Origin of the sequence: Marinifilum flexuosum (genome assembly GCF_003610555.1) — a bacterium.
In the GTDB taxonomy this organism is placed as follows: domain Bacteria; phylum Bacteroidota; class Bacteroidia; order Bacteroidales; family Marinifilaceae; genus Marinifilum; species Marinifilum flexuosum.
The window spans coordinates 582,353-604,979 of the sequence record NZ_RAPQ01000009.1; the positions used below are offsets into that span (position 1 = coordinate 582,353).

Below are 22,627 nucleotides of genomic sequence, written 5' to 3' on the forward strand. Positions count from 1 at the left end.
AAAAGCAAATCCTTAAACAAGGACTATTGTCAGTTTAACACATGTTTTAGACAAACCCTTTATTTTTCTGGTTTTCCCTATAAAAAAAGAGAGCATGCATAAGCAGTACTCTCATTTTATTTCTTGAATTAATAAGCTGATTTAACCCATTACAATTTGTTTGCCCAACACTCCTTTTTTTGACATCAGGTCCATACAGGAATCTACAATATCTTCTTCTCGTAAATTCTTTGAATTGTATATGACATCAAAAACAGTTGCTGGCAATGGTTCTTTGTTAAAGTAATTTCTCAGAATTTCTCTTTTCTTATCAATTTCTTCTGCATACTTACGCATTTCTTCCATGCTTAGCTTGTAAATTTTCTGCAGTTGGGAAGCCCTCCATTCCAAAGGAGCATGCAATTTTACATGAAACGATCTTTCAATATCATTGGTTAGTACTACGCCTCCTCTACCTATAATAATACAGTTGCCTTTGCATGCAAACGACCTTACCACTTCGGCAATTGTCTTTTTAATTTTTCTATCGCTTTGATAATACTTACTCGACAGAGCTGCCAGAATTTCATCCCATGTTGATTTTTCCATAGAATTAAAAACATATTCAATTTTAGCGGGATCCAAATTTAATTCCTTTGCCGATCGCTCAAGAATTTCCTTGGTCAAAACAGTCCATCTCTTTCCGGTCTTTACACTTAGCTTTGCCGCCAAGCTGTTTGCAATGTTAATTGCTGTACATCCGCACTCACGAGAGATGGTAACAACAGGTCCTTCACAAAACATCTCCTTTTTAGGATCGATAATTTTTGATTCATACCTTTTTTCCATGTACTTTAACAAAATATTGTCCATATCCACCTCCAAATTAGTTAGTTTATCTCTTTATAATTTAAGATTTTTTAAGAACATATAAAAATGAAATGGCTTGGTTCTTGTTATATAGAGTGATTATTTAAAAGAAGGTTTTTTTATTTTTATAAATTTGTAATTCATAACTCAAGCTCACCAAAAAAGAATACAATGCGCAATAGATTTGTTCAGCTTATTATCACTCTGATTATATTATCCTGTCCTATAGTTTTAAAGGCACAATTAAACACCAACAATATTTTCGATAAAGGTAGAAGTGCAATTTATTTTGATGATTACACCGAGGCAATCAACAAATTCAACGACATCATCAGGGTAAAACCATATTTACCTGAACCTTATTTCTTTCGGGGACTGGCAAAATCTCACCTTGAGGATTACAATGGTGCAATTGTTGATTATACCAAAGCCATTGAAATGAATCCCAATTACACTTTTGCTTTTCTGTACAGGGGAATTGCCAAAAATGCACTTAATAGATTCCAGGATGCAATCATTGATTTTGATAAGGCCATGCTGCTAAAACCCAATATGGCAGATATTTATTTTAGCAAGGGGAATAGTTTGCTATCCTTAAAACAATACAAAAGTGCAGAAGAAAATTATACAAAAGCCATTCAAATTGATCCGGAAATATTAGGCGTTTATTTAAATCGATCCATTGCACGTGAAAATCTGGATGATATCGATGGTGCAATAAAAGATTGTAACAAAGCCATTCAATTGAATAACTTCTCGGCCCATGCCTTTGGAAATCGAGGATATCTAAAATTCAAAAAAGAAGATTACCACGAAGCCATAAAGGATTACAACCGTGCTTTAAAACTTGAACCGGAAAATGCGAGGGTTCTTATGGCAAGAGCTTTCGCAAATTACCGTCTAAAAGACTTAAAGGGCACCATGGATGATTACAACAAAGTGCTTGAAATTGATCCCAATAATGCTCACTGTTACTACAACAGAGCCTTGTTAAAATCAGAAATTGGAGACTATAATTCAGCAATTGATGATTTCAACAATGTTTTGGAAATGAATCCTGACAACATGCTAATCTATTTCAACCGAGGATTTGTAAAGACTGACATTGGAGACCTGTATGGTGCCATGGCCGATTTTAGCACTGCCATTCGAATCTATCCTGATTTTGCCAAAGCCTACCTTGCCAGAGCATCGGTAAAGCGTGATTTAAATGATGAACAAGGTGCCATGAAAGATAGACATCAGGCATTACAGATTATCGACAGATACAAGAAAATGAAAAACGAAGGCAAAATGTCTGCGTTTGTTGATACAACAGAAAACTTTCAACGTTTGATTGACTTAAATTCCAGAGAATCATTTACCGAAGAGATTATTAAAGGACGAGTTCAGGATAAACGCGTAAACATCGAATTGGAAGACAACTTTCACATTACACACTTGAGCATGGATAGCTTGCGTGCAGGAAAGATTCAGTATTACGATCAAACAATCATGAAATACAACCAGCAGCACAATTACAGTCCTGCATTTACCATTTCCAATCACTTAAGAAGGTATCCAAAATCATTGGTTGAAAAGCAGATTGCCGCTGCACAGAATCAAATTCAATCCGATCCGGCCAAAGCTTATTTCCACAGAGGAACCTATCAGCTGATGGACAAGAAATACAACAATGCCATTGATGACTTTAACAAAGCTTTGGCGAAAGATAAGAACCAGATTTTTGCCTATTTCAATCGCGCCAACGCATTGGTAGCCATGACCGATTACATCCAATCCATTGGAACAGGAAATGAATCGGTGGTTAGCTTAAGACCTGATGATAAAAAGGATAAAAACGAAGTGATTGTTGATTACTCCAGCGCAATTAAGGATTACACCAGGGTAATTCAATTGGATCCATCCTTTGGTTTTGCAATTTTCAACAGGGCTAACGCCTACGCCAAGTCAAAACAATTCAAGAAAGCCATTGCCGATTATGATTGGGCTTTACAATTGGATCCTAACTTTAAAGAAGCATACTACAATCGTGGGCTAATTTATCTGTTCCTTAACGATAAAACATTGGCATACGAAGATTTAAGTAAGGCTGGTGAGCTTGGATTAATTGATGCATACAATGTAATCAAACGATATTGTAACAAACAAGATTAGAAGACTTTGAATAAGTATTTTAATTTTGTGATTTTAGTTAAAACCTCCAAACTATGGACGATTTCTTCGTTATCAAAAATTTTAAGTCCTCACAACCAAAAGGTTGCTCCGGGTTTAAACTTTATCTAGCCTTGAACTCGGCACATATTTTGGGTTATTCAAAGTCTCCTATTAAAAATTGTCCTGATATCAGGATAGAACGATAAAATAAATGACACCAAATCAACCTTTAGCTGAACGCCTGCGTCCAAAAGATTTAAGCAATTATCTTGGACAAAAACATTTGGTTGGCGAAAAAGCCGTACTGCGTAAAATGATAGAATCAGGAAACATCTCCTCTTTCATTTTGTGGGGACCTCCTGGAGTTGGTAAAACCACTCTGGCAAAAATCATTGCGAATCAGCTGAATCGTCCGTTCTATACTTTATCGGCAGTTAACTCTGGTGTTAAGGATGTTCGAGAAGTGATTGCCAAAGCCGAAAGCCAAAGGTTTTTCTCTTCTCCCAACCCGATTCTGTTTATCGATGAGATTCATCGATTTAGCAAATCGCAACAAGATTCATTATTGGGAGCGGTTGAGAATGGAACCGTAACCTTAATTGGTGCTACTACCGAAAACCCTTCCTTCGAGGTAATTTCTCCACTTCTTTCAAGATGCCAGGTTTACGTGCTTAAAGCACAGGAAAAAGAAGAGTTGGAACACTTGATCGATCATGCGATTGAGAACGATAGCTACCTAAAAGAAAGAAACATCAGCGTCAAAGAAAAGGATGCGCTGCTAAAGTTTTCGGGTGGTGATGCAAGAAAACTCTTAAACATTCTTGAACTCGTAATCAATTCACAAACCAGTGATGAGATCATCATCACCAATGAATTGGTGACCAAGGAGCTTCAGGAAAATCCATCGATGTACGACAAAGATGGAGAGCAACATTACGACATTGCTTCAGCAATGATCAAATCCATCAGAGGTAGCGATCCGGATGCTGCTGTGTATTGGTTGGCCCGAATGCTGGAAGGTGGTGAGGATCCAAAATTTATTGCACGCCGACTGGTAATTTCATCCAGTGAAGACATTGGATTGGCCAATCCCAATGCCTTATTGCTTGCCAATGCATGCTTTCAGGCCGTTAACCTGGTTGGAATGCCAGAATCCAGAATCATTTTGTCGGAAACTGCTATTTACCTTGCTACATCGCCAAAAAGTAATGCTTCCTACCTTGCAATAGGCAAAGCGCAAGCATTGGTGAGAGAAACAGGTAACTTGTCTGTACCTTTACATTTGAGAAATGCTCCTACCAAATTGATGAAGAATTTGGACTACGGAAAGAACTACAAATACTCACACGATTATCCGGGTAACTTTGTAGAACAGGATTATTTACCCAAAGAAATTAAAAATCAACGCTTGTATATCCCACAACAAAATGCTCAAGAAGCAAAAATTTGGGAGAGATTAAAAAATTGGTGGAAGAATAGATTCTAAAATTGCTTACTTTTGCCATTAAATAAAACCGAAAATCATGATTAAAAATATTCCAAATATTAAACATACCGATAGTGGTAACTTCTTTCTTTTAGCTGGTCCTTGCGCAATTGAGGGCGAAGAGATTGCCATGAGAATTGCCGAAAGAGTTGTTGAAATCACCAACAAACTTGAAATTCCTTACATCTTTAAGGGATCATACCGCAAAGCCAACCGTTCAAGATTGGATTCTTTTGCAGGTATTGGTGACGAAAAAGCACTAAAAATCCTTAAGAAAGTAAGCGATACTTTCGGAGTTCCAACCGTTACTGACATCCACAATCCTGAAGAAGCTGCCATTGCTGCTGAGTATGTAGATGTATTGCAGATTCCAGCATTCCTATGTCGTCAGACAGATCTTTTGGTAGCTGCTGCAAAAACAGGTAAGGTTGTCAACATCAAAAAAGGACAATTTTTGGCTGCTGAATCTATGAAGTTTGCTGTAAACAAAGTTCGTGAATCAGGTAACGATCAAGTGGTGCTTACCGATAGAGGAAACATGTTTGGATACCAAGATATGATTGTTGATTACAGAGGTATTCCAGTAATGCAAGAAAACAATTGTCCTGTTGTTTTGGATATCACTCACTCTTTGCAGCAGCCAAACCAGGCTGGTGGTGTAACTGGTGGACGCCCTGAACTAATCGAAACAGTTGCCAAGGCAGGTATTGCAATTGGTGCTGATGGTATCTTCATCGAAACGCATCCTGACCCTGCAAATGCAAAGTCGGATGGTGCAAACATGCTACACTTGGATTATTTGGAAGATCTACTTACAAAATTGGTTGCAATTCGAAAAACGATCAATCAATTCTAATATCGAAATCATTAAGAAATTCCCATAGGGTTCTGAGAGTGTCACTTCAAGTGATGCTCTCAGTTGTTTTATACAGGGTATTAATGATTGATACCCATCATCTTGAACTCTTCTCTTTATACACATTTATTTTCTTGAATATAATTCGACAAACAATCAGATATCTAATTGTTTAATTTCTAAATTCTCCCCTTCTAGGGGAGATGGCGACAGCCAGAGGGGTGTATTTTTAATTGAATCTCTTATCTCACCCTTTTCCCTGTCGGGATTTTCCCTAAAAGGGAAAAGTTCAACATGAAAATGTTCTCTAATATTCATATGCATTTAATCAATAACGTTATTTCATATTTACACATAAATAGAAGATCTTAAGAGAGAGCATCAAAATACATTCTAACACAGAAAACATACAAAACAAAAGATCCGACCAAGGCCGGATCTTTCTTTTTACACAAAATTACCTATTACTAATATTGCTCACGCTTCACATATGTGGTATGAAGTAATTTGTGAGATTTATGGCTTAAAGGTTCTTCTAAGAATTCCTTATAAATTTGAACGATTTCAGGATTTTCGTGTGACTTTCTGATCGGAAGATCACTATCCTCATTGTAAATCGCTTGCATTCGCTTCATACGAACTTCATCATCTACTGGATATGGCTGACCACCACCTCCCAGGCAACCACCTGGACATGCCATAATTTCTATAAAGTGATAGAAACTTTCTCCATTCTTGATGTTGTCCATTAATTGATGTGCATTTTCAAGACCATTGGTAATTGCACACTTCAGCTCAACTCCCTCAAGGAATTTCCAATCATCAACAGTTCCCTCAATCTTAATGCTCGCTTCTTTCACACCTTCCAGACCACGAACAGGAAGAATTTCAAGATTCTCAAATGGTACCTCACGTCCAGTTACAATTTCGTAAGCTGTACGAAGAGCCGCTTCCATTACACCTCCTGTTGCACCGAAGATGACTGCAGCACCAGAACCCGTTCCCATAATGGAATCAAAGGATTCATCATTTAATTTTTCAAACTCAATACCAGCCTGACGAATCATTACTGCAAGCTCTCGGGTAGTCAATACAAAATCAACATCCTTGTAACCGCTATCCTTCATTTCTGGACGGTTGGCCTCATATTTCTTGGCCGTACACGGCATGATGGAAACAGAAATAATATTTTGAGGATCTACTTTAACGTTCTTCGCATAATAGGTCTTTGCCAAAGCACCAAACATCTGCTGAGGTGATTTACAAGTAGACAGGTTAGGAAGATACTCTGGGTATTTGTGCTCGATGTACTTCACCCATCCTGGAGAACAAGAGGTCGCCATAGGCAATGCAACATCAGGATCATCCTCTACCAATGCACGCTTCAATCTTGTCAACAACTCAGTTCCTTCCTCCATAATGGTAAGGTCGGCAGTAAAATCAGTATCCAATACCGAATCAAAACCCAAACGACGAAGAGCAGAAACCATTTTACCGGTAACACGAGTACCCGGCTCAAATCCCAGTTCTTCACCCAAACCGATACGAACAGCAGGAGCCGTTTGCACCACAACATGAGATTCAGGATCAGCAATGGCATCCCAAACTTTCTCTACATACGATTTCTCAGTTAAAGCACCCGTAGGACAGTGAACAATACACTGACCACAATTGGTACAAACGACCTCGTCCAATGCACGATCGAATACCGTTGAGATCTTCATCTCAGAACCTTTGTGAGCTACCGCAATGGCACCAACACTCTGAATTTCGGCACAAGTACGAACACAACGCTGACAACGAATACATTTCGAATCATCCTTTTCAATGGCAGGAGAAATTCTGTCAACCGTATAGTTCTTATCAGGAACCAAATCAATAAAATCCTGGTTGGTAATCTGATATTCTGCCGCCAATTCCTGCAATTCACAATGCCCATTGCGATAACACTTGGTACATTCCTCGTTGTGCTCGGTAAGCAACAATTCGATGATGTGCTTGCGACAATTACGAACTTTCAGTGTATTGGTATTAATTTCCATACCTTCTGAAACAGGCATGGCACATGAAGCTACAAGTTTATTGTTTCCAACCTGTTCTACTACACAAACACGACAGTTCCCTGCAACGCAAAGGTCTTTGTGGTAGCATAAAGTTGGTATTTTGATATGGAGTTTTTCAGCTGCTTCGAGAATGGTTTGTCCCTCTTCTACACTTACAGCTATTCCATTGATTGTTAAATTTACCATGTTTGACATATCAAATTTCTTTTTAATGGTTTAAATAAATAGGAATTAGCTCTTTCTTAGTAAATCATTTCCTCACGGAAATTTTCTACAATAGAAGAGAATGAATTAGCCACAGACTGGCCCAAACCACATTTAGCTGTCAACTTCATCGTATCGGTAAGTTTAAGCAATTGGTCCAAATAAGAGGCTGGCTTTTCACCGCGCTTCACGGCTTTGATGCCTTTTAGTAGTTGCTGACAGCCCACTCTACATGGAGTACATTGTCCGCATGATTCCTCCTCGAAGAAATCCAGGTAGTTGTTCAATACATTGTACATGGAGCGAGAAGAGTTGAAGATCATCATCGATCCTCCTGTAGGCAATGAAATACCCGTTAATTTTCCTTGATAACCAATGGAAGTCTTTCCAAATCGTTTACGTGGAACCAAGAAACCAGAGGCTCCTCCCACCTGAACAGCTTTGGTGTCACCATCACCAAAGTCGTCAACGAAATCCTGTACCGACATACCAAGCTCTAATTCATAAATGCCTGGAATTGGCGTATCACCCGAAACCGAAAATACCTTCGATCCGCGAGAATCTTTCACACCCAGTTCGCGAAATTTCTTCGCACCATACTTTAAAATGGTATAGGAATGTGCCAATGTCTCCACATTGTTGATTACCGTTGGCTTGTCCATATAACCAATCTCGGTTGGGAAAGGAGGCTTATTTCTAGGCTCCCCGCGCTTGCCTTCCATCGATTCAAACAGAGCACTCTCCTCTCCACAGATGTATGCTCCACTTCCCATGAAAATTTCAACACGAAAATCCAATCCCAATTCGTCTAATATATCGTGAAATCTTCTCAATTCCTTTTTCAGATTTGGAACCAAGAATTTATATTCTCCTCTTAAATAAATGTAGCCTTTTCTTGCACCAATAATTTTAGCACAAACCGCCATACCGGATAGAACTTTATGAGGCACTCGGGTTAAAATTTCCCTGTCCTTAAAGGTTCCCGGTTCGCCTTCGTCGGCATTACAAATCACAAATTTTTCATCTACTTTTTGCTCGGCAGTCAATTTCCATTTCAAGCCGGTTGGAAATCCTGCTCCCCCTCTACCCTTGAGACCGGAATTCACCATCTCATTGATTACTTCCTGATTGGACCTTGCCAATGCATTTCTAAGAATCTCTTTACAATCCTGCTCATTTTTAAAGATAAGATCGATTCTATGAAGTTGTTTTTTAGTTGTTGTCATACCAAAGGGTATTTAGATTGTTAGTTTTGCTTTATCTAATACTAGCTTAGTTTTCTTCGCGATATTCTCTTAAAATATCCACCACCGATTCTGGCGTAAGCTCTGTATAAACATCATCGTTCACCAGCATGGCAGGCGCCTTATGACACCATCCCAAACAGTTGGTCTGAAGAATGGTAAACTTTTTATCTATGGTGGTTTCACCAACCTTAATCTTTAAGAAGTTCTCAATTGCCTGGATGATTTGGTTTTTGCCTTTCATGGCACAGGTAATTGTTTTGCATACTCGAATTACATACTTGCCTCTTGGATCTGTGTCGAGGAAGGAATAGAAGGTAGCCGTTCCGTAAACATCAGCAGCAGGTATGCTCATCTCTTTGGCAATCTTCAATATTGCCTCTTCCGATAGGTATCTTTCCTGATCAATCACTCCCTGAAGAATTGGAAGCAAATTTTCGCGATCAGTACCATGCTTGGCAACTAAATCATGCACTAATTTTTCTTGAAAATCCATACACTGTAGGTTTAAGGGTTAATACTAATAGAGTTTCTATATGAATATAAAAAAATTAAAGAAATATTTCTCTATTTATTTAAAAAACCTTAACAGTCAATCTATTACCAAAACAAACAATACTAAAGCTTAACTTAAGAAATCCATAACTCTCCAACATCAGCAAACAAAAGGTCTCTGGAAGGTTTACACCTATAATAATTTTCCAATACGTTCAACATAAAATGTCGCAAAACATACGTAATTTGTATTTAGACTCCTTTTAAACTATGATAAACGTGACAAAAGTCATAAAGAAAGCCTTCAGTAATTATCCGAAGGCTTTCTCTATGAATACTTTAAAGTTTTTAGCTTCTGAAAACTTGTTATTAATTTGATTTGTGATCAAATACAAGCTGATGCCATCTTTCCGTTTGTATTTTACTGAGCTGGTATTACTTTCTACTTCTGATTCGCACTTCAATTTATATCACCTTCAGTAATCAGTTGAAAAACGGTCTCAAGTTCCGGATCCTGCTTATTTAGAAAGTATTGATAATATTTTTCACCCCCAAGTTCTATGTCGGGATTGACTTTTAACTCAGGTACTTTTTCATAAAGCTCATCGGAAAAGTTCACCACCATTAACGGAACTTTCACTTTAAATCCCGTATGAGGCATTTGATAGGTAATATCGGTACCAGCCGTAATTGAATGATGAGATCCTCCAATTTGTTCTCCGATGATGACACCACGCTTCTCCCCCTTAAACATAGCCGTAAAGTAAGATGATGCGGAACAAGTATAACCGCCTACCAACAAATATACATTGCCCCGAAAAGCATGTCTGTTTGGAAACATTTCTTGCTCTTTAATAGCTTCAGAGATATAACTGGATTCGCCCTTTTCAAAATTTGATCGATAAGCATTCATAAAATCCGCAATATCTTCTTCTCCCTTACATTCTTTATCATCCAACTTTATAATATATTTCTCTTGGGGCAATAAGAAGTCTGGAATTTCAAGTTGAGCATGCTGTACAAACTTATTTTTAGCGATATAAGAGTATAAAAGTCCGGGATTATGGATTTCCCCTCCTCCATTATGCCTTAGATCAATTATAAGGTTCTCGGCTCCAAGCTTACCAACTTCTTTAAATATTTTTTTGAAGCATTTATCAAACTTAGCCTTCTTATTACTAAACCTTTCAAACCGTCCCAAGTTAGAATTCTCATCCCAACTAAAGCTATTCAACTGAAAGTAATATACTTTGTGCTTGGGATAATATTTGGTATTAATGAAGTTTTTCAAAGAATCTCTATTCAATGGATAAACACGCACCTCATTTAGCTCCTTCACACATTCGCTTAGATCTAACCCATCAATCTTCTTTTTTAAGTTTATTTCCGGGGCCGATGGTTCTGAATAGGCAACAGAATAAGATTGCGTGAAAGGCTTTTTTATACAATAGTCAAAGGAAAATTGGTTTTCCATATTCCTCTTCGAAAGATTATCTGAATCAGAAGAGATCATTCTTAAAACCGAATCGATGGCTTGACCATTAATGGAATGGATGATACTCGCATAGGGCAACATTCCACTTTTACCATTCACCACAACACGATCTTTCAAGATTTTTATAGGCATGGGAAATAGTTTTGCTCTTTTAAGTAGAGGGGTCAAAACATCTTCATCAATCTGAATACTCGCATGTTCATCAAATTGTGTGGGCAGATCCAATTCAGCCAGGAAATTAAAATACTCCAAGCTAGTCATAGCCTTACCCTCAATGGTATTTTTCTTTTCTTCTATCAGCTTAGAAATTTGGTTTCTCTCCTCCTTACTCAATTTTGGAGAAATTCCAATAACAATATCTCCCAGTATTTCCAGCTCTTCCTGTAACAATTTGGAATCAATTTTATCCTGCCCAAAAAGTTGATTACCCAGTAACAATAAGCCAGTTATTGTCAACAATAATATTCTCATGAAATGATCTTCTTATTAATTCTTGCAAATGATTTTGTAGTACCCATTACTTTAAGCGATATCCTTAGTTAGCTCCCGAACCATCAGTCTCCATCCCTTCATAAGCCATCTCCAACAATTCTATAGCAACTTCATCTCCCTCTTCCTTAAAATCAGGACTCAAAATCCTAGTTGGCCAGGCATTATGCAATTTCCAACTCATTGCCGGTTTACCACTTTCATCCAACAAACGAATGAGCACAGTACATTTATTCATGGCATTCATTTTAATTGAATCGTACCATTTAAAATAGTTATCAGTTTTTGTAAAAATCCCTTTTTTCAAGCTTACATTCACAGATTGCAAACCTCCTTCACTAGCAAGATCTAATCCTGCAACTTCTTGAAATTTTGCTTCAATACCTGACTCCAGCTTTACTTCAAAGTAGAACTTAGGCAATGGCCAAGTGGCATTTGTTTTATCTTCTGACATTCTTCTATTCTTAATCGATTAGCATTCTTTTTACTTACCATTTACATGGATTGATTTTTATACCGATTATTAATTTGTATAAGCCATTAGTACGCTTCACTTCTAATGCCTAACAAATTATATATCGGCATTATACCTAAACTATTCGAGAGCGTAAAATAGCTCTCTATTTTTAATAAATGGTATTACAAACGAAGAGAGTGCACCTTTAATGTTAGGTTTTAATCAACCCTATTCCCTTTTCTATCAATCTTAAACCACTCATCACTTTCAACACGCCTATGCTCTTCCAAATCCATATATTCCTTCGCATGGAAGGCAACCTCAGCCTCTCCATTTACAAACTGCTTGGCAAAAGCATAAATACAAGGGATCACAACTTGTCCATACTCATTTGCGTAGCCCATTTTACCATTGCGCAATACCCTTACATAGTCTTCACTAAAAGGATCAGGACCATTGTCGAATAGTACAATATCATATAATATTCTTTGGCTTTTATCTATCGCTACTTGCCTTACTGCACAAGTATCCGTGGGCAATAACATCACATTGGCAAAATGAACCAAAGTATCCGTTCCAAAATAAGCATACCTTCCCAATGGAATAATGGTATCCCCTTTGCTGTCTACATAGGCAACACTTGAACCATACTCTAGATACTCCTCATCAGTAACTGCAATTAAGAATTCCTTTGATAAACTATCCACCTCGCTTGCATTGTAGTACTTGTAATGCGTACTTTCTCTCTTTATATATTGGCGACAAGATGCGAAAATCAGAAGGATGATTCCCAATAGGATTAAAGTTTGATTTGATCTGCTCATCAGTTCTAAATTCTTTATGAACCGCTTTAGAAGCTATAGATTATAATTAGCGGTTTTTCTCTACCAATCTCTTGTTGCAATTAATTCTTCAACGTCAGCCGCACTAAACGAGTATGCTTGGGCAATGAAATAAAAGTCCATTGCAATGATTTCTCTAGCAGCCGTCTCTATTTCGCTGTCATTTTTATAAAACTCATCTTGTAATTCATTTATTTCATTGGTAGCCCCATGAGTTAGTTTATATAGTTCATTTAAGCTTTTAGGTTTTTGTTCTTCAATATTCAAACATAGCTCTATCAAAATACGTTCACATTTGTCTACTAAAAAACCAGGAAAATATTTATCCTGACGCATTCCATTTAAAAACTTATAATTCTTAAGCTTTTTGTTCTTAATATCCTGCTTTGTCAACTGCTTAAATTCCGCCTTGTTCTTATTTTCTTTATTAGTGTTACATGAAAATAACACCACTGCAAAAAGGAAGGCAGCTATTATAATTAATACTTGATTATTCATTGCTTTGAATGTTAACGGTAAATCATATGAGTAATGGCCGATTCTATATCATTTCCTGTCAAGTCACAGAAAAATTGAAGCGAACTAATTAGTAGCAAATCAACAATTATCTTTTTACATTGTTAACAGCTTTGATATTTTGATTTCATTACTGATATTTGATTAATTCATATTAACATTCTCCTTGGGACAAACTGACAGTGTTTTCTTTAGCTCAATATCCGCTCTAATACAATTACCAATAGCTTGGATTAATTCCATACACTCATTATCATCTTGGTTAAACATATCTTTCTTATTCCCAGTTATTACTAACACATAAGGAGTATCACTGCATAAATTAAACATTGCCTGACTTCGTACACGTTTCTTTTGCTCATCACTTACGTGTGAATAGTCCACTTGATGCCAAGTATCTGAGAACATTACTATAGGTTCAATTGGGTTTTTCATATATTTTACTGCAGCATAGTTATTTTCTTCATAATACTTGGGATTTATTTTTCGAAGATGTGAATGAGTAGGAACTTTTGAACCTGTAGAACTATAATAATACTCAATATCAGGCTCTTCCATATTTGTAAATATTGCAATTTCAAATTGGACTTCTTTACCGTATTTTCTTTTTAAAATAGTATCAGCATATTTCAAAGACGTATCCACCAGTCTTTTTGAACATGATTCACAGGTAGTGGTCTCTAAGCCCGTTTTACGCTGTTCATAGTGCTCTTTAATAACTCCAAATGGTAAAATCTCATTATCAACGAACTCTTTTTTTATTATTTTATAGAAATAAACGCCACCTGTCGCAAGGAATCCACTGGTTAGAAGTGTTGGAACAGCGTTAACTTTTCCTTGAAAGGATAAAATTAAAGATGCTATTAGCCCTAATATTAAAACTATGATAATAAAAATAAAAACTCTAAAGATGGTTTTTCTTTGCTTGGCGTTCATCATGATTACATTATTTATTAAGTTCTAATTGCATTTATAATTCTTAGTCATATTTATTTTGTTTTGGATATACTCCTTACTTCTGATTGCACTTTCCAAATTTATAGCTTCGATAGTGATTGTGTTGCTATAGCATTTAGCAACTAAATAATTGATGATATTTTCATAGTTTATTATCCCGCTTCCAAGCGTTAAATGAAGGTCATTCACTCCATCGTTATCACTTACATGAATATTCCGAACATTATCATACAATATTTCTAGACCGACTATTGGGTCAAAATTTGAGTACAATACAATATGTGCTATATCAATAGTATATTGTATTTTCCGTGGTTCAATCAATAAACTGTAGTCCAACAATTCGTTTATTGAATTTTCATGAATATTTTCAATACAAATTTCAATATTATCTTTCTCGGCTTCGCAAACAAGAGTTTTTAATCCGTTAATTACCTGTTCAAGACTACCTTTTTTTTTAAACTTCGGTATGAATCCTGTATGAATTGTCATATATTCTGCATAATTTCCGACCAATGATATTGTTGTTAATAGCTGATTCAATGATTCTCGTCTAATACCTGAATTTAAACTACCAAGTTTTATATCTACAGAAGGAGCATGTACTGCAAAACGAACACCATTTTTTATACATAACTTTTTCAATAGTTTAATATCTTCAAGTTTTAGTGCATCTAGATAGTTGTCCAATACTATTTCAACTGATGAAAAACCATTTTTTATTGCAGCATCTACAGTATCCCATGGATTTGAATCTAGTAATAAGAGTCCTATTTTCATTTATTGTCAATTAAAGATGTTAAATATGTGATGAATTCAATAGTGTGAAGATTCGTTTTTATTGAATCAATTGTTTGTTTTTCAAGAAGACCATGAATACTTAAATACTGAAAAAAAACTTCTTTAGGGGCATTATGTTTCAAATCAGTTAGGAATGATTTAGGACTTGATGGTTTACCTAAACATTGTAATAGAAATGCCTGTACCATTGCATCAGCAGAATGCCTTGCTAAAATTATTGCTGATTCAAAATCACCTTGTTCAATAAGTATTTGTGATTTATTCAGTAAATTCTTTGCTTGATTAGACCACTCATTATACTTCTGAATACTAAATGCCTTAAAATTTGGTGCATTTAGTTTTAAATTGGCAAATATTCCATTATCATACAAAACTATACCTGATTTAATCGCACTAAAAACAGTCCAATGCCCTTGTGATAAGGCATTCTCAAGATAAGGGACATCAACAAATATTAAATCATACTTTATTCCATCCACCCAAAAGGCTTTTGAAGGAATTCCATAAAGCATCTCCGCTTTGTTAATAAACTCAATTTTTTTATTTATAATAAGTATATCAACATCGAACTTTTCATCAATTATTTCCTTTTCTGATTCAGATACAGAACCCCATATTACCGCAGAATTAACATTATCATTAAGCACTTCACTATAGACAAACTCTTTAGCTTTGTCAATTATTTTAACTTTTTCCATAACTCTGATTTAATTATTCTGCTCTCTCCATAATTCAAAAATATAATAAGGTGATCCTGATATATTTGCTTCAAAATATGGAGAAAGTGTATAAATAAATTTGTAAGCAATCTCAATCATTTCATCACTAGATAACCATTGAGTATAAAGAGTAGGGTCGAATTTTGAAGCAACAACATCAGATGGATTTTCAGTCAGCTTATGAATACCTATTTTATTCTCATCTTTATTAATTTCATGGTCAATATATGTGCCTGGGTATGATTGCAGCAATGACATTAATGCAGTATCTGGTTTTAATTCCTTTATAAATTCGATAGTCTGTAGAAGTTTATCTTTTGTATCTGTAGGCAAGCCTATAATCCAATTAGTTCTGCTGGCAATACCTGCTCTTCTACATAGTTCTACTGCATTTTTTATATTTTTCGCCCATAAATTTGGGTTTGATGTTTTTCTAACTTTTTTTATAGCATCTTCATGGATTGTCTCACACCCCATAAAGATTTCATCAAAACCTGCTGCTTTGATTTTTAGTAAGTGGTTTAAATCAGAAAAAAGTTTTGAATCTAAGGTAGATGAGATAGCAAATTTGACTTCATCTAATTGGGATTTAATAATTTTATCAGCTATAGCTAATAGGTGATTGATATGAATTCCAACATTGTCATCATTAAAAACATATCTTTTGATGTGATATTTATTTATATTATGCGTAATTTCATTCACAATAGATTGACTAGTTCTTAGTCTTATTTTTGAGCTGAAAATATTTGTGCATGAGCAAAATATACAATCTAAAGGGCAACCACGACTTGACTCAAGTGGTAGATAAGGTTCAAAATTGTTTTTTTTCGCAATTTCGGAGTATTCCTCAATAGGAAACAAATCCCAAGCAGGCATTGGAAGAGAGTCGAATTCTTTATTAGTTAAGTAGTTTCTTCCATTAGAAATTATCTTGCCTTTTAACTTAAACGCTATTCCATTGATATTTTTTAATAATGATGCATCATTATATGATTGAACGTAAGCTAGAAAACTCTTTTCTGATTCACCAATAAATACTGTATCAACATTGGTATTCTGTAAGAGCTTATTATAAGTAAATGTAGGATCTGGACCTCCCAACGTAACTTTTGATTCTGGCAATATTGATTTTATTATTTTCGCAATTCTTAAACCTTTATTAACATTAGAAGTAACTAATGGCCCAATTCCAATAATATTTGGTTTTAATAAATTTATTGTATGTAATAGTTCACCCCATGGATCTTTCCCTAACACTTCCTTACATGCCATATCAAGAACTTGAACATTTGCTTTTTTTCTTATAGTTGATGCAATTCTTGCTAGCCCTAATGGTGGTATTGCTGATTCTTTAGGAGAATATGCAGAATAAGGAGGGTTTATTAGTAATACTTTCATTTAAAGATTTTCTTAGATTAGTAGAATATTTACTTGACGTCAATAGTTTTCACAAACACGGAAATCAACATTACAACTATATGACTCTTATGTATCATGAATTAAAAATGATACTCACTATTATAAGTTTCTAACATTTAATAGCCTTACTAAATATTCATTTTACTTTAATTCTGAACTACATATATTTGACTTCTTTTCAATACGCTGAACCAATAAAATCAACTCATTAACAGACTCATAATCTGCTAATTGAAAATAAACAACATGAGCATCCTTAGCGTATTTTAAAGCCTGTCCATCATCTTTTACTATATTATACATAAATAGAGCCAAACGTTTATTTGCTAAAGCCATTTCATCAGAACGACCTATTCGATTAGCTATTTTTAATCCTTCTTTATAATGAAAAAGTGCAAGATCATACTCCTTTTCCATTTGAGCAATTTCCCCCATACATCCATGAGCCATTGAATTAACAGCTTCACTTTTTCCTTCCTTCCCAGAACTCTCGTTTAATGACCTATTAAAGTATTCTTTTGCCTTTGAATATTGTTTTTGCTCTCTATATAAATCTCCTAAATCCCATAATAAAAATGCTCCATAATCAGGATCTTGCGATTTATAAATCGCATAACTTTTCTCATATAGCTCCTTAGCCTTTTGATAGTCTCCTTTCATTTGGGCGATTCTTCCTAGATGCCTAGTAGCAGTAGCTACTCCTAGTGTATCTTCATGAAGTTGAAAATACTCAATTCCTTCTTTAACCTTCAATCTAGCAGAATCGTATTTTTTATACTTCAAATCTATATATGCTAAATCATAAACCAGGCACCATGCCATTGTTATGTTATCATTCGTTTCTCTACATGCCTCAATAACTTTATAGGCTAATTCTTTTCTTTTATTCCAATGACCTCTAATACTTAAAAATAATGTCAACTGATTTCTTATTTCTTTAATAGAGAGCCATTCTTTTTGATCGTATAACCAATTTATGGTTTGAACAATATTATCATATTCTCTATCTAATGCATCAAAACTACCCCACTTCCATTTTTTCCCTCCGTGTGAATTAATAAAATCTAAATAATAAGATATAGATCTTTGTATTAATTTAGTTTCAAGCGGTTTATTTTTTCTTAAATGAGATTTTGTGAAGAAGCGCGTTAATGGATGCAATTTATATTTCTTGTCTTTTTTCTGCATTGAGTTAGATGCACTTAAAAGCGATAATTCCACTAAGGTTGTAATAGCATCTTCCAAAGTTGATTCCTCTAATTCTGTAACTCTATTGTATACATCAATATTAATTGAGGAATGCAATATACTAGAGGTCATTAATACAAGTTTATCATTTTCATTTAGAATACTCCATGAATAGTTAAATATTGATTCAAATATATCCCCCTTGGCGGACTTTATCCATTTGGAAACAGTTTCTATAGATTGTCCCCTTTGTTTTATTTGTCCAAGTGCCCATTTCATTGCTAAAGGAGCAAATCCGATCAGTGAAAATAACTTCCAAAGAATCTTTTCTTCATCGCTCTTTAGTTCTAACCCTATTAACTTAGCATGTTCAATTACAAACTCCAATGATTCATCTTCTTCAAACCCTTCTAATGGCACCTGAAATGCATCAATATTTTCAACAAAACGAGTTGTTAAAAAAATTCTAGAGTTTGAAGGGATATTCTCAAGAAACTTAATTAAATCTTTATCATTTACAAACTCTTCAAAACTGTCTAAAACAAGTAGGATTTTGTATGAATTAAGTAAATTATTAACTTGTTTTTTCTTTTCTTTCAAGGGAAGCTTTAGAGCGAAATTCAAATCTGAAGATTTTAAAATAATGTCAATTACTTCTTCAAATTCCAGTTTGGAATCCATTGCAGTAATCCAAATTACCCCGTCAAATATTTTTTCGTTTAAAAATTTATAACATACCTCTTTTGCAATTGATGTCTTGCCGATTCCTCCAATTCCCGTAATAGATATAATAGGAAAATGAGAATTAAATGCCTTATAAATATTATTAATTTCTTGCTTTCGACCAACAAACAACTCTCTTCTCGGAAGATTAGAGTTTATGGTAATCTCTCCTTGAAATCTTATCTGATCATTTATATTTGGAATCAGCTTCTCTATTGGTGTACTTTGATTTGTTCCTTTTGACGAAATTCTATTTTTTTTATCTTTTATAAACTTATGTATTTCTATAGAGCCAACAATTATTGTAAATAGCCCTCCAATTATCCCTATAACAATACCAAATACTTCCATCTAATAAAATAGATTTAAAGGTTTATTCATAAAACTAGAAATTCCCATATTAGAAATCACTTTAGCCGATTCTTTCATTGCTTCATCTATTGCCAATGTAAAATCTTTTGAAGAAATCCAAATACTTAAAAATGTACCTGCAAAAACATCTCCTGCACCAGATGGATCTACAATATTTGTTTCTTTTGATGGATATCTAATTATAGTATTCTTAAATGATGCAATACAACCATCCTTATCAAGTGTAATGAGACCTATTTTAACCTTCGCTCCCATCATATTAATTGAATCTTCCTCATTCAATCCTCCAAAAAGTTGAGCAGCCTCGTTTCTATTACACATAAATACATCAATACTAGATAGCATCCTTAATAGAATTTCTCTCTTTTCAGGAATAGAAGTATGAATATTATTCGTTCCTAATGCAATTTTTAATTTTTTACTTTTTGCAAACTCTACCCATTGCAGCTGTATATCAGGAATCATTGGTGAAATATAAATCCATTTTGAGTCTATGTCATTAACTAATATTGACGGCTGCAACCTATTACCTACTCCTTGTTCTATGCATTCATAATAAGGCTCCCATTGATCATTGTATGTAACAGTAAAACTTGTAGATTTCCCCTTTATCCTTTTTAGATTATTTGTTGTTATCAATCCTTTTTCTAGATTCTTAAAGACTGTAAATGGAAAATCTTCACCTATAATTGAAATTAGATCAACATAAGAATTCTTCGCTGCCGCAAAAGAAGAATACAATGCAGAACCTCCTGGGGAATACATTGAATCCGTAGCTGTTTTTAAATAGTCAATTGATAACCATCCAACTATTGTCAACTTACATTTTTCCATACAAAAAACGAAAACTATTAACGCAATTCACAAAAACAACATAAAATTATAACAATAAGGCGAAAGCATTTATCAACTTTAGAAGACATACATGCAATTACATTTTGATGCAGAACTCCCGAAACAAAAATCTATATTGTTCTCCTCTTAAAGAGTTATTATTCTTCTCAACCGGCCAATAAATTTAAAACTATTCCCTCAAATATCATTTACATATTCTAGCTTATTTCCCTTAGAATCAATCTAAATTTATTTAACTTTTTAAAATCTATTATTAAACTACCGTTGTACATATAAAAAAAGCCCCATTTACTGGGGCTTTCAGAGAGATTAGAATTGAGTGATTCAAACTTCCGTTTCGCTTTCCACCTGCAATTCTTCCAGTATGAAGGTAATGTCGAAATGCATGCAATGGTCGGCTTCTAACATGAACACTCTTTTCTCTTGCTTGTAGGATTCTTTGGTAAACACCAGGCTGTGCTGTCCGGCTGCTACATTGTAAAAGTAGAACTGGCCTTTTTTACCGCCTTTCTTCACGGGTTTCTCCTCATCCAACTGTATCCACACATCGCTTACAGGTTCGCCTTTTTCATTTTTAAAGCTGCCTGTAATCACCTTGGTTTTCTTTGGCAAGGCATCGGTGTGTATGGCATTCCGGAAGGCATTATACAAGTCAGGATTGCTATCCGCATAATTGGCTCTCATATTCGGCTTAATCGAATCGTTCAACAATTTTCTATACCCTTCCATTTCTGCATCAATTTGTACATTCACATCATGCTGTTCCAAGCGGAACTTTTCAGGCCCATGTACAATCGTAATGGCTTCATCTACCTTGGCAATTAATGCAAGCTTTCGCTCTTCGCTAACACCAGCCTCAACACTTTCTGCAGGGTGAGCCTCAATTTCCGCTATCATGCTCTGAACATTGGAGATCACATCTTCATCGCGTGCCCGGTTCAAATCTGTCTTCGAACAACCTTGGATACTCATAAAAGGAATAAACTTTTTGTAGTTCCCATAACTAATTAGCATGTCATTTGTCACCACGCTATCAGCAGTCAAACTTTCAAAAATCACCTCTTTTTCCTGTGTGAGTGCCTTACTGCTTTTTTCATCTTTAACCATTAAATCAGCAATTCGATTGTAAAAACTTTCAGCATCTTCCAACATCAGCCACAATAGAGGATTCAGTTTCAAAGCTTCTTCATTTGCTTTCTTAAAGGCAACTAGCTTTTGTAGTTGTCCAAAATTTAATTTCTCACTTGAATTCATATTTCAATTATTTATTGTTTTGACCCAATAGCGGGCATTGTTCCATATTTGTAAATTCTTAACCCAATTGTTGTATCTCCTTAAGTCAATTGTTCTACCTTCTTAACCCAATTGTTGTACCCTATCAGGTCAATTGTTCTACCCTCTTAACTCAATTGTTGTACCTCATTAGGTCAATTGTTCTACCTCCTTAACCCAATTGTTCTATCTTCTTAACCCAATTGTTCTACCTTCTTAACTCAATTGTTGTACCTTCTTAACTCAATTGTTGTACCCTATCAGGTCAATTGTTCTACACCTTTAACCCGATTGTTGTACCTCATTAGATCAATTGTTCTAGCCCCTTAACCCACTGTCAAGGAGTTTAAACTTCTTTGTGGGTGGTAAGTCCACTCTTTTGTCAGCTCTGTTCAGCAATTTCTGTAATGCTTCTCCCTATTTGTTTTGTAGTATTGATTGATTTCGGGAGTTCCTGGAAGAGAATTGGGTGCTTCTGAATCGTTTCCTCCTGCTGGTAGCCCAATTGCACATGGCGCACGAACGTTGGTATCCTGCTTTTAGGAGTGATTTTGGAATCTGAAACGATTTTTGGGAAGATTGTGAGTCTAATTCTGTGGTATAGAATTGGCTCACCTAGGCACCAGAAGGGATGCGCAAATTGGGATGATTGAAATTTTTAAGTCACCGTGGTCAGCGGTTTTCTGTAGTTTCTGTTTTGTTTTCATCAGAAGGAATTTTAGTTCTGTGTTCAAGCTTTATGCTCTGCTCCTCTTTCGATCTTCACCTTCTCTATTGAACAAGTACTAATTTATGCCATTAATCTTTATAAGTCAATAGTTTAATTTATTTTAAACTGGTTTTTGATGTGAAATATATCACACTTGAGCACTTCACTTTGGTCCTCTTTTTGAGGAAAGGCAACAGATTTCGTCGCAAAAAAACGAACCATTCCTTATCTGCATTGTAGTTGCGACGAATTGTTGTACCCAATCATACCTGGGGCGCTGCTCCAGGCTATAATGATTTGAGCCCTACAGGCTCTTCCTTTGTGTTTATTTTGGTTTACCTTTTTCAAATGGCGCTCTTTTTAATTTCCTCACATCGGTCCTCTCCTGAAGGCAATGTCATTAAGTTAGCAGGTTTTCGCCCCACACTCACCCTTTAATTATTCCTTTTAGTCATG

General features: G+C 35.3%; 18 protein-coding genes. 3 read left to right on the top strand and 15 right to left on the bottom strand.

The genetic code is table 11. The features are described from left to right. Positions 1–141 precede the first annotated feature (141 nt). Positions 142–852, bottom strand: a complete 711-nt coding sequence (locus BXY64_RS12375) for a cytidylate kinase-like family protein (protein WP_120240302.1) — start codon at positions 850–852, stop codon at positions 142–144. 168 nt (positions 853–1,020) lie between these two features. Here BXY64_RS12375 and BXY64_RS12380 point away from each other — a divergent pair, with 168 nt between their 5' ends. The 3 genes from BXY64_RS12380 (at position 1,021) to kdsA (ending at position 5,348) form a co-directional block, all read left to right on the top strand. Continuing rightward, positions 1,021–3,006, top strand: a complete 1,986-nt coding sequence (locus BXY64_RS12380) for a tetratricopeptide repeat protein (protein WP_120240303.1) — start codon at positions 1,021–1,023, stop codon at positions 3,004–3,006. A 211-nt stretch (positions 3,007–3,217) separates the two neighbouring features. Beyond that, on the top strand, positions 3,218–4,492 hold the full coding sequence (locus tag BXY64_RS12385; protein ID WP_110360740.1) for a replication-associated recombination protein A: 1,275 nt from the start codon (positions 3,218–3,220) through the stop codon (positions 4,490–4,492). 37 nt (positions 4,493–4,529) lie between these two features. Continuing rightward, positions 4,530–5,348, top strand: coding sequence for a 3-deoxy-8-phosphooctulonate synthase (kdsA, locus tag BXY64_RS12390; RefSeq protein ID WP_170150647.1), 819 nt, complete (start codon positions 4,530–4,532; stop codon positions 5,346–5,348). Positions 5,349–5,815: 467 nt separating this feature from the next. Here the strand turns inward: kdsA and BXY64_RS12395 are convergent, their stop codons facing one another. The 14 genes from BXY64_RS12395 to BXY64_RS12460 form a co-directional block, all read right to left on the bottom strand. Continuing rightward, positions 5,816–7,597 carry an NADH-dependent [FeFe] hydrogenase, group A6 gene (locus tag BXY64_RS12395; protein ID WP_317124612.1) on the bottom strand — a complete coding sequence of 594 codons (1,782 nt, stop codon included), beginning with the start codon at positions 7,595–7,597 and terminating at the stop codon, positions 5,816–5,818. A 56-nt stretch (positions 7,598–7,653) separates the two neighbouring features. Further along, positions 7,654–8,841, bottom strand: coding sequence for an NADH-ubiquinone oxidoreductase-F iron-sulfur binding region domain-containing protein (locus BXY64_RS12400; protein ID WP_120240306.1), 1,188 nt, complete (start codon positions 8,839–8,841; stop codon positions 7,654–7,656). A gap of 46 nt (positions 8,842–8,887) precedes the next feature. Then, the gene (nuoE, locus tag BXY64_RS12405; protein ID WP_120240307.1) at positions 8,888–9,355 is read right to left on the bottom strand and encodes an NADH-quinone oxidoreductase subunit NuoE; all 468 of its coding nucleotides are present in this window, start codon (positions 9,353–9,355) and stop codon (positions 8,888–8,890) included. Between the two features lie 459 nt (positions 9,356–9,814). Then, positions 9,815–11,320 (bottom strand): S41 family peptidase, encoded by a 1,506-nt coding sequence (locus BXY64_RS12410; protein ID WP_120240308.1) that lies wholly within the window; start codon positions 11,318–11,320, stop codon positions 9,815–9,817. A 64-nt stretch (positions 11,321–11,384) separates the two neighbouring features. Next, positions 11,385–11,792 carry a phage tail protein gene (locus tag BXY64_RS12415; protein ID WP_120240309.1) on the bottom strand — a complete coding sequence of 136 codons (408 nt, stop codon included), beginning with the start codon at positions 11,790–11,792 and terminating at the stop codon, positions 11,385–11,387. 221 nt (positions 11,793–12,013) lie between these two features. Then, the gene (locus BXY64_RS12420; protein WP_120240310.1) at positions 12,014–12,619 is read right to left on the bottom strand and encodes a WG repeat-containing protein; all 606 of its coding nucleotides are present in this window, start codon (positions 12,617–12,619) and stop codon (positions 12,014–12,016) included. Between the two features lie 60 nt (positions 12,620–12,679). Continuing rightward, entirely contained in the window at positions 12,680–13,135 is a 456-nt protein-coding gene (locus tag BXY64_RS21435) for a DUF5713 family protein (protein ID WP_211334490.1), read from the bottom strand. Between the two features lie 162 nt (positions 13,136–13,297). Continuing rightward, on the bottom strand, positions 13,298–14,092 hold the full coding sequence (locus tag BXY64_RS12430; protein WP_120240311.1) for a hypothetical protein: 795 nt from the start codon (positions 14,090–14,092) through the stop codon (positions 13,298–13,300). Positions 14,093–14,113: 21 nt separating this feature from the next. Continuing rightward, complete coding sequence (locus BXY64_RS12435) at positions 14,114–14,890, bottom strand: sugar phosphate isomerase/epimerase family protein (protein ID WP_120240312.1); 777 nt, start codon at positions 14,888–14,890, stop codon at positions 14,114–14,116. Further along, positions 14,887–15,609, bottom strand: a complete 723-nt coding sequence (locus tag BXY64_RS12440; RefSeq protein WP_120240313.1) for a hypothetical protein — start codon at positions 15,607–15,609, stop codon at positions 14,887–14,889. The genes BXY64_RS12435 and BXY64_RS12440 overlap by 4 nt, the downstream gene beginning before the upstream one ends. Positions 15,610–15,618: 9 nt before the next feature. After that, positions 15,619–17,031 carry a B12-binding domain-containing radical SAM protein gene (locus BXY64_RS12445; RefSeq protein ID WP_120240314.1) on the bottom strand — a complete coding sequence of 471 codons (1,413 nt, stop codon included), beginning with the start codon at positions 17,029–17,031 and terminating at the stop codon, positions 15,619–15,621. A 162-nt stretch (positions 17,032–17,193) separates the two neighbouring features. Beyond that, positions 17,194–19,314, bottom strand: a complete 2,121-nt coding sequence (locus BXY64_RS12450) for a tetratricopeptide repeat protein (RefSeq protein ID WP_120240315.1) — start codon at positions 19,312–19,314, stop codon at positions 17,194–17,196. Continuing rightward, on the bottom strand, positions 19,315–20,169 hold the full coding sequence (locus BXY64_RS12455; protein ID WP_120240316.1) for a carbohydrate kinase family protein: 855 nt from the start codon (positions 20,167–20,169) through the stop codon (positions 19,315–19,317). It lies immediately after the preceding gene. A gap of 345 nt (positions 20,170–20,514) precedes the next feature. Further along, on the bottom strand, positions 20,515–21,444 hold the full coding sequence (locus BXY64_RS12460) for a hypothetical protein (RefSeq protein WP_120240317.1): 930 nt from the start codon (positions 21,442–21,444) through the stop codon (positions 20,515–20,517). Between the last annotated feature and the right edge of the window lie 1,183 nt (positions 21,445–22,627).